We start from the raw sequence: 6,445 nt of genomic DNA, 5'->3' as shown, positions 1-6,445 counted from the left end.
GTCTCACTCTTGTGTTGATAAGGTATGGTTTGATTAAAAGATATCCAAAAATGCTGAAAAGGTAATAAATCTTGCTCATATCACATCAGTAAGTTTGCTAGTAATGGGGATATGTGGAAAAATCACGGTAATAAAAAATTTATTCATAGAGGTTAGCCAGTGATAGATGGCGATGGTTACCGACTTAATGTTGGTATTGTGATATGTAATAACCATGGTCAGGTCTTCTGGGCTAAACGATACGGGCAACACTCATGGCAATTTCCACAAGGTGGGATTGACGAAGGTGAAACCCCTGAACAAGCCATGTTCAGGGAGTTATACGAAGAAGTCGGTTTAACGAAAAAAGACGTTAAGATCATTGCAACAAGTCGTCATTGGTTAAGATATAAGCTACCAAAGCGATTGGTGCGTTGGGACTCCAAGCCTGTTTGTATCGGCCAAAAACAGAAATGGTTTCTGCTGAGATTAGAATGCGATGAGTCTCGCATTAATATGCAACGCGGAAAATCCCCTGAATTTGATGGTTGGCGCTGGGTAAGTTACTGGTATCCAGTTAGGCAAGTTGTTTCTTTCAAGCGAGATGTTTATCGACGAGCGATGAAAGAATTTGCATCCTTAGCCATGCCTTTTCGAGAGAGAAAAGCGAAAGGGAAAAGAAAAAAGCAACGTAGAGGATAATCATGCTCAGTCAGCTAAGGGAAATAGTTGAGAAAGTCTCCAGGGTCGATGATGTGCATCTGGCACTCGATATATTGGTGAAAGAGACTTGTGCTGCCCTTAGTACTGAGTGCTGTACTATCTATCTTGCTAATGAAGAAATGCAGCGCCTTGAGTTAATGGCAACTCAAGGCCTTATTTTTGAAGGTGATAGTATTCATATCAACTTCAATGAAGGCTTGGTTGGGTTGGTAAAACGAAGCGCTGAACCCCTTAACCTTGCCGAAGCCTCAAAACACCCCGAGTTCAAATTCTTTCCTCAACTCGGCGAACAGATTTACCACTCTTTTTTAGCTACTCCAATCATTCATCGTAAACAAGTTTTAGGTGTGTTGGTGATCCAACAAAAAACGCCGCGCTTGTTTAGTGAAATGGAAGAATCGTTTCTTGTTACCTTATCCGCTCAGTTAGCGGTGCTCATTGCACATGCGCAGAATCTTGGGCATTGGCAGTTAGCATCTAAACCCACGGTATTAAAAGGTTTGCCTGCGTCTACTGGTGTCGCGATTGGAGAGTTTTGGTTCGACAATACCCAGCCGAGTTTATCGGATATTTTCCCTTCGTCCACGTTAGATAAGGAACGCGAGCACGAGACACTACTGGTGGCCATAGAGCGAGCGTTAAATGACTTTCGCCGCATGCGGAAAAAACTGGACAGTGAAATCAACAAAGATGCGCTGGCGATCTTCGATCTGTTTACTCACTTACTGAATGATCCGATGCTTCGCGGTGATTTGAAGAAGCAGATTGAAAAAGGAGACAGGGCAGACTGGGCGTTACGCCAAGTTGTAGAGTCATACTCGAATCGATTTGCAAGAATGTCGGATGTATACATGCGTGAAAGAGCGCAAGATATCCGAGAGTTAGGGCAAAGGCTGCTCTATTTTCTGCACAACAGTGAGCAAGAAAATTCTGCAATTGATCGTCCCATTATTTTGGTGGCGAACGAACTCACTGCCACCTTGCTCGCTTCTGTACCTAAAGAGTTTTTGTTAGCCGTCGTATCATTAGAGGGAGGCGCAAACTCTCACGCTGCCATTTTATCTCGAGCTCTTGGGGTCCCTGCAGTCATGGGCGCCAACATTAATCCGGATGTGGTGAATGGCAAACTCGGGATAGTCGACGGCTATACGGGTGAGATCTTCTTAGAGCCAAACCGCCAGTTGTTGCGAGAGTATCGCAGCTTAGTAAGCGAAGAGTCTGAACTGTTTGCCATGGTAAACAAGGACCTCGCACTCCCTGCGGTTACGCAAGATAATCACCATATCGAAATTATGCTGAATGCGGGACTCAGTGCAGACAGTAATATTGCCATCAACACAGGTGTTGATGGTGTTGGGTTGTACCGAACTGAGATTGCATTTTTACTTCAGCATCACTTTCCTTCGGAAGATGAACAGTATCATCAATACCAAGCAATACTTAACAGCTATCCGAATCAACGAGTAGTGATGCGTACTTTGGATATTGGTGGTGACAAACCTTTGCCGTATTTGCCCATCGAAGAAGATAATCCGTTTCTAGGCTGGCGTGGCATTCGTTTTACATTGGATCATCCAGACATTTTCTTGATCCAGCTGCGTGCAATGTTAAGAGCGAGTGCAGAAAGCGGAAACTTAAGTATCTTATTGCCAATGGTGTCAGGGGTAAAAGAGCTAGACGATGCCATTAGCTTGATTAATCAAGCTCACAGCGAAGCCGTTTTGCTTGATGATAGAATTCAATTCCCACAAATTGGGGTCATGATTGAAGTACCATCGATGGTGTATCTGTTGCCAACGATCGCTCACCGTGTTGATTTTGTTTCTGTCGGGACAAACGATTTAACTCAGTATTTATTAGCGGTAGATAGGAACAATTCGCGCGTAGCGGATGTCTATGAATCTATGCATCCTGCGGTACTGTTAGCGCTTAAGCAAATCCATGAGGTGTGTGATAAATATCAGGTGCCCGTGTGTATTTGTGGTGAGCTAGCGGGTGATCCATTTGGCGCTCTTCTCTTACTTGGGTTAGGGTATACCAGTTTGAGTATGAACACCTCCAATGTGGCTAAGGTGAAATATTTGATTCGTCATAGCCAACAAGAAGAATTAGAAAAATTAGCGGAGCAAGCAATGACAAAGTCCTATGGGGAGGACATTCATCAAATGATGCATGACTTCTTCATTCAACAGGGCTTTGCGGGCTTTATCCGTGCAGGTAAAAAGTAGGAAATCGTGACCGTCTCTTTATTTTTGTTATTGTTGGCGCTAGGCGCTTTTGTGGGTGTGATGGCGGGGTTACTCGGTATCGGTGGTGGTTTGATTGTTGTTCCTGCCTTGTTGTATTTGCTTCCTCTTGCTGGGATCTCTCCAGAAATGAGTATGCACATGGCCTTAGCCACTTCGTTAGCGAGTATTATTGTCACGTCTGGCTCATCGGCGATGAATCACCTTAAGCTCGGCAATGTCGATATGTTTGTCGTAAAATGGTTGATGCCTGGTGTGGTCATTGGTGGCTTTGTTGGTGCCAATATTGCTGAGTGGATCCCTACACACTATTTGCCGAAAGTGTTTGGTGTCATTGTTCTTTGCCTGTCAGTACAAATGTTTCGTTCCATTAAAGTTACGAGCAGTAAACCTATGCCGAGCAGCCCTGTGACTGTAGTTTACGGCACGGGAATTGGTGTCGTATCAAGCCTTGCTGGTATTGGTGGTGGCTCACTGTCGGTACCATTTTTAAATAAACATGGGATAGAGATGCGTAAAGCGGTGGGCTCATCCTCCGTTTGTGGTTGCGTGATTGCTATTTCTGGTATGATCGGCTTCATCTTACATGGCTATAAAGTGGAAGGCTTACCTTCATACAGTATTGGCTATGTTTATCTTCCCGCTTTATTAGCGATTGCTATGGCCTCGATGCTCACAACAAAAGTGGGTGCGAAGCTCGCAACTAACCTTCCAACAGCGGTATTAAAAAAGATATTCGCGGTGTTCTTAATGTTTGTTGCAGCGACCATGCTGCTCTAAGTTTGTACCCAAGTCATTCTCGCTGAACCAAGCATCTAGAGGTTACTTGGGTATATTTATTTTGTTGTGATAAGAAGAGAATGATTTATGTCTCAGGGATATATTGAATTTCCCAATATTGATCCGGTTTTAATCTCTATTGGTCCTGTTTCGGTTCGTTGGTACGGTTTGATGTACCTTGTTGGCTTTATGTTTGCTCTATGGTTAGCGAACCGACGTGCGGATAAGCCTGGAAGTGGTTGGACACGAGAGCAGGTTTCTGATTTGTTGTTCGCAGGCTTCCTTGGCGTGGTGATTGGTGGCCGTGTAGGCTACGTGCTTTTCTACAATTTTGAGCTCTTCCTGGCTGACCCTTTGTATCTATTTAAAGTGTGGACTGGTGGTATGTCTTTCCACGGGGGCTTACTGGGTGTGATTACTGCGATGTTCTGGTATGCACACAAAAACGGGCGAACTTTCTTCGGTGTTGCTGACTTTATCGCGCCGCTTGTGCCATTTGGTTTGGGTATGGGGCGTTTAGGTAACTTCATGAACAGCGAGTTGTGGGGCCGAGTAACGGATGTGCCTTGGGCGATCGTTTTCCCAAATGGCGGTCCACTGCCACGTCATCCATCACAGCTTTATGAAATGGCGCTTGAAGGCATCGTCCTTTTCTTCATTTTGAATTGGTTCATCAAGAAACCTCGTCCTCTAGGTTCTGTTTCAGGACTCTTTCTTGCGGGTTACGGAACCTTCCGTTTCCTAGTAGAATACGTGCGCGAACCAGACGCTCATTTGGGTTTATTCGGTGGCTTTATTTCCATGGGACAGATTTTATCTCTGCCAATGGTGGTTATCGGTGTCCTCATGATGGTTTGGGCATACAAACGTGGTCATTACAAAGACGAATTACCACAAAAGACGAAGTAAGGTATTGGTGTGAAACAGTATTTAGATTTGTGTCAACGCATCGTTGACCAAGGTGTTTGGGTTGAAAATGAGCGTACAGGCAAGCGCTGCCTGACCGTAATCAACGCGGATTTAACCTACGATGTTGCGAACAATCAATTTCCGTTGGTCACCACACGTAAAAGTTTTTGGAAAGCAGCTGTTGCAGAGCTACTAGGGTACATTCGTGGTTACGATAATGCGGAAGATTTTCGTAAGCTGGGCACGAAAACCTGGGATGCCAATGCCAACCTAAATGATGCCTGGTTGAATAACCCATACCGTAAAGGCGAAGACGACATGGGCCGTGTCTATGGAGTTCAAGGGCGCGCCTGGGCGAAACCTGATGGTGGTCATGTTGACCAGCTACGTAAGATAGTGGATGACTTAACGCGTGGCGTTGATGACCGCGGTGAAATCTTGAACTTCTACAACCCGGGTGAGTTCCACATGGGGTGCTTGCGTCCTTGTATGTACAGTCACCATTTTTCATTGCTGGATGATACGCTTTACCTGAATAGTACTCAGCGTTCGTGTGATGTACCGCTTGGCTTAAACTTCAATATGGTTCAAGTTTACGTGTTCTTGGCGATTATGGCGCAAATTACGGGCAAGAAACCTGGTCAGGCATTTCATAAGATTGTGAATGCTCACATTTATGAAGACCAGCTTGAACTGATGCGCGATGTTCAGTTGAAACGTGAGCCATTAAAAGCGCCGACGTTCCATATCAACCCAGAGATTAAATCTCTAGAAGATTTGGAAACTTGGGTCACACTGGATGACTTTTGGGTTGAAGGGTACGAGCATCACGATCCTATTCGTTACCCATTCTCAGTGTAACGAGTATCGTTCTTCAAGATATAGAAAAAGCTCCGAATGGAGCTTTTTTCTTTTTTGTACTTAGAAGGTATTATTTTAGTGCACTGACAATATAACGGTGAATTGGGTTGGTCTGCATCGGTGTGGACAGTGCCGGGCTAATAAACTTAGGTTGAGTGAATATTTCTTTACTCACTAATGAACGGATAAGCTCAAAGTACTTCAGCTCTGTTTTCCCGCACAACAATAGTGAAAAGTCATCGCCCAATTTATCATAGGCATTGAGCACCTCTCGGAATCCTCTAAGATACAAGTAATCCTTCGTTAAACCTCCACCTCGATAGACTCGGGCAGTCGTTGTAAATGCTTGAAGATCAGAAGCTTTATACTGTTCTTTTAATAGCATGAACGTATGGCGGAAATCGCGATCCTTGATCATCGACTCTACTGCCAGAACTCGTAAGGCTAAGGTTCTTAGGCGCTTGATACTGAAATGTCCTGACAGATACTCACATAATATAGCCAGCCCTTCTTGAGTGTTGGTATTGGCAGGACAACCTAAGCTCAGGACTTTTAGCGGTTGTTGACGACCGTTAAGCGTAGTTAGGAGATGTACTCCCATTTCATGATGTGCAAGAGCCTCCAGCTCATCAGTGGTGATGTACGCCGCGTGGTTAATTTTGACTCTAGATCCTGAAACTAGTGCGTTTGCTAACATCCCGTCCAACACCTGTATTTCACATTCATACCCATTGCGTTGAGCAAAATTTTGCATGAAACGTGCTATTGCACGGCTATCGTGCTGAGGTTCTTTTTCTTCTTCTGTAGGAAGGTGCAATATGAAATGGGCGTTGGCAATATCTTTGGCGCTCGGTTCCCCATAATAGCGTAAGGAGTTATAAAGAAACTCTTGCGTACCTATGGTATTCACTTGATCCAGTTTATCTGCATAAGACTGAATTACATCC

6 protein-coding genes are annotated in these 6,445 nt (G+C 44.5%); 5 read left to right on the top strand and 1 reads right to left on the bottom strand.

Annotated features, from left to right (window positions below; translation table 11 throughout):
- The first annotated feature begins 159 nt into the window (after window positions 1-159).
- From rppH to CAG68_RS15870, 5 genes are all read left to right on the top strand, one after another.
- On the top strand, window positions 160-681 hold the full coding sequence (gene rppH / locus CAG68_RS15890) for an RNA pyrophosphohydrolase (protein ID WP_005381953.1): 522 nt from the start codon (window positions 160-162) through the stop codon (window positions 679-681).
- Window positions 682-683: 2 nt separating this feature from the next.
- Window positions 684-2,930 carry a phosphoenolpyruvate--protein phosphotransferase gene (ptsP, locus tag CAG68_RS15885; RefSeq protein ID WP_104975865.1) on the top strand — a complete coding sequence of 749 codons (2,247 nt, stop codon included), beginning with the start codon at window positions 684-686 and terminating at the stop codon, window positions 2,928-2,930.
- 6 nt (window positions 2,931-2,936) lie between these two features.
- Window positions 2,937-3,728: a sulfite exporter TauE/SafE family protein gene (locus CAG68_RS15880; protein WP_005385965.1), complete on the top strand. Its 792-nt coding sequence runs from the start codon at window positions 2,937-2,939 to the stop codon at window positions 3,726-3,728.
- Window positions 3,729-3,815: 87 nt separating this feature from the next.
- Window positions 3,816-4,637: a prolipoprotein diacylglyceryl transferase gene (lgt, locus tag CAG68_RS15875; RefSeq protein WP_005381948.1), complete on the top strand. Its 822-nt coding sequence runs from the start codon at window positions 3,816-3,818 to the stop codon at window positions 4,635-4,637.
- Window positions 4,638-4,646: 9 nt separating this feature from the next.
- Window positions 4,647-5,498: a thymidylate synthase gene (locus CAG68_RS15870; RefSeq protein ID WP_005381947.1), complete on the top strand. Its 852-nt coding sequence runs from the start codon at window positions 4,647-4,649 to the stop codon at window positions 5,496-5,498.
- A 70-nt stretch (window positions 5,499-5,568) separates the two neighbouring features.
- Here the strand turns inward: CAG68_RS15870 and CAG68_RS15865 are convergent.
- A partial coding sequence (locus tag CAG68_RS15865) for a flavohemoglobin expression-modulating QEGLA motif protein (RefSeq protein WP_161441347.1) occupies window positions 5,569-6,445 on the bottom strand: 877 nt, incomplete at its 5' end.

This window comes from Vibrio sp. V42_P2S4T144, from assembly GCF_009904715.1.
In the GTDB taxonomy this organism is placed as follows: Bacteria; Pseudomonadota; Gammaproteobacteria; order Enterobacterales; family Vibrionaceae; genus Vibrio; species Vibrio alginolyticus.
The sequence above is the reverse complement of the archived record's forward strand: the minus strand, read 5'-3'. Positions and strand labels throughout refer to the sequence as shown.

Excerpts from the sequence above, each read along its gene's own strand:
- ptsP (WP_104975865.1), top strand. The coding sequence starts at position 684 with ATGCTCAGTCAGCTAAGGGAAATAGTTGAGAAAGTCTCCAGGGTCGAT.
- lgt (WP_005381948.1), top strand. The coding sequence starts at position 3,816 with ATGTCTCAGGGATATATTGAATTTCCCAATATTGATCCGGTTTTAATC.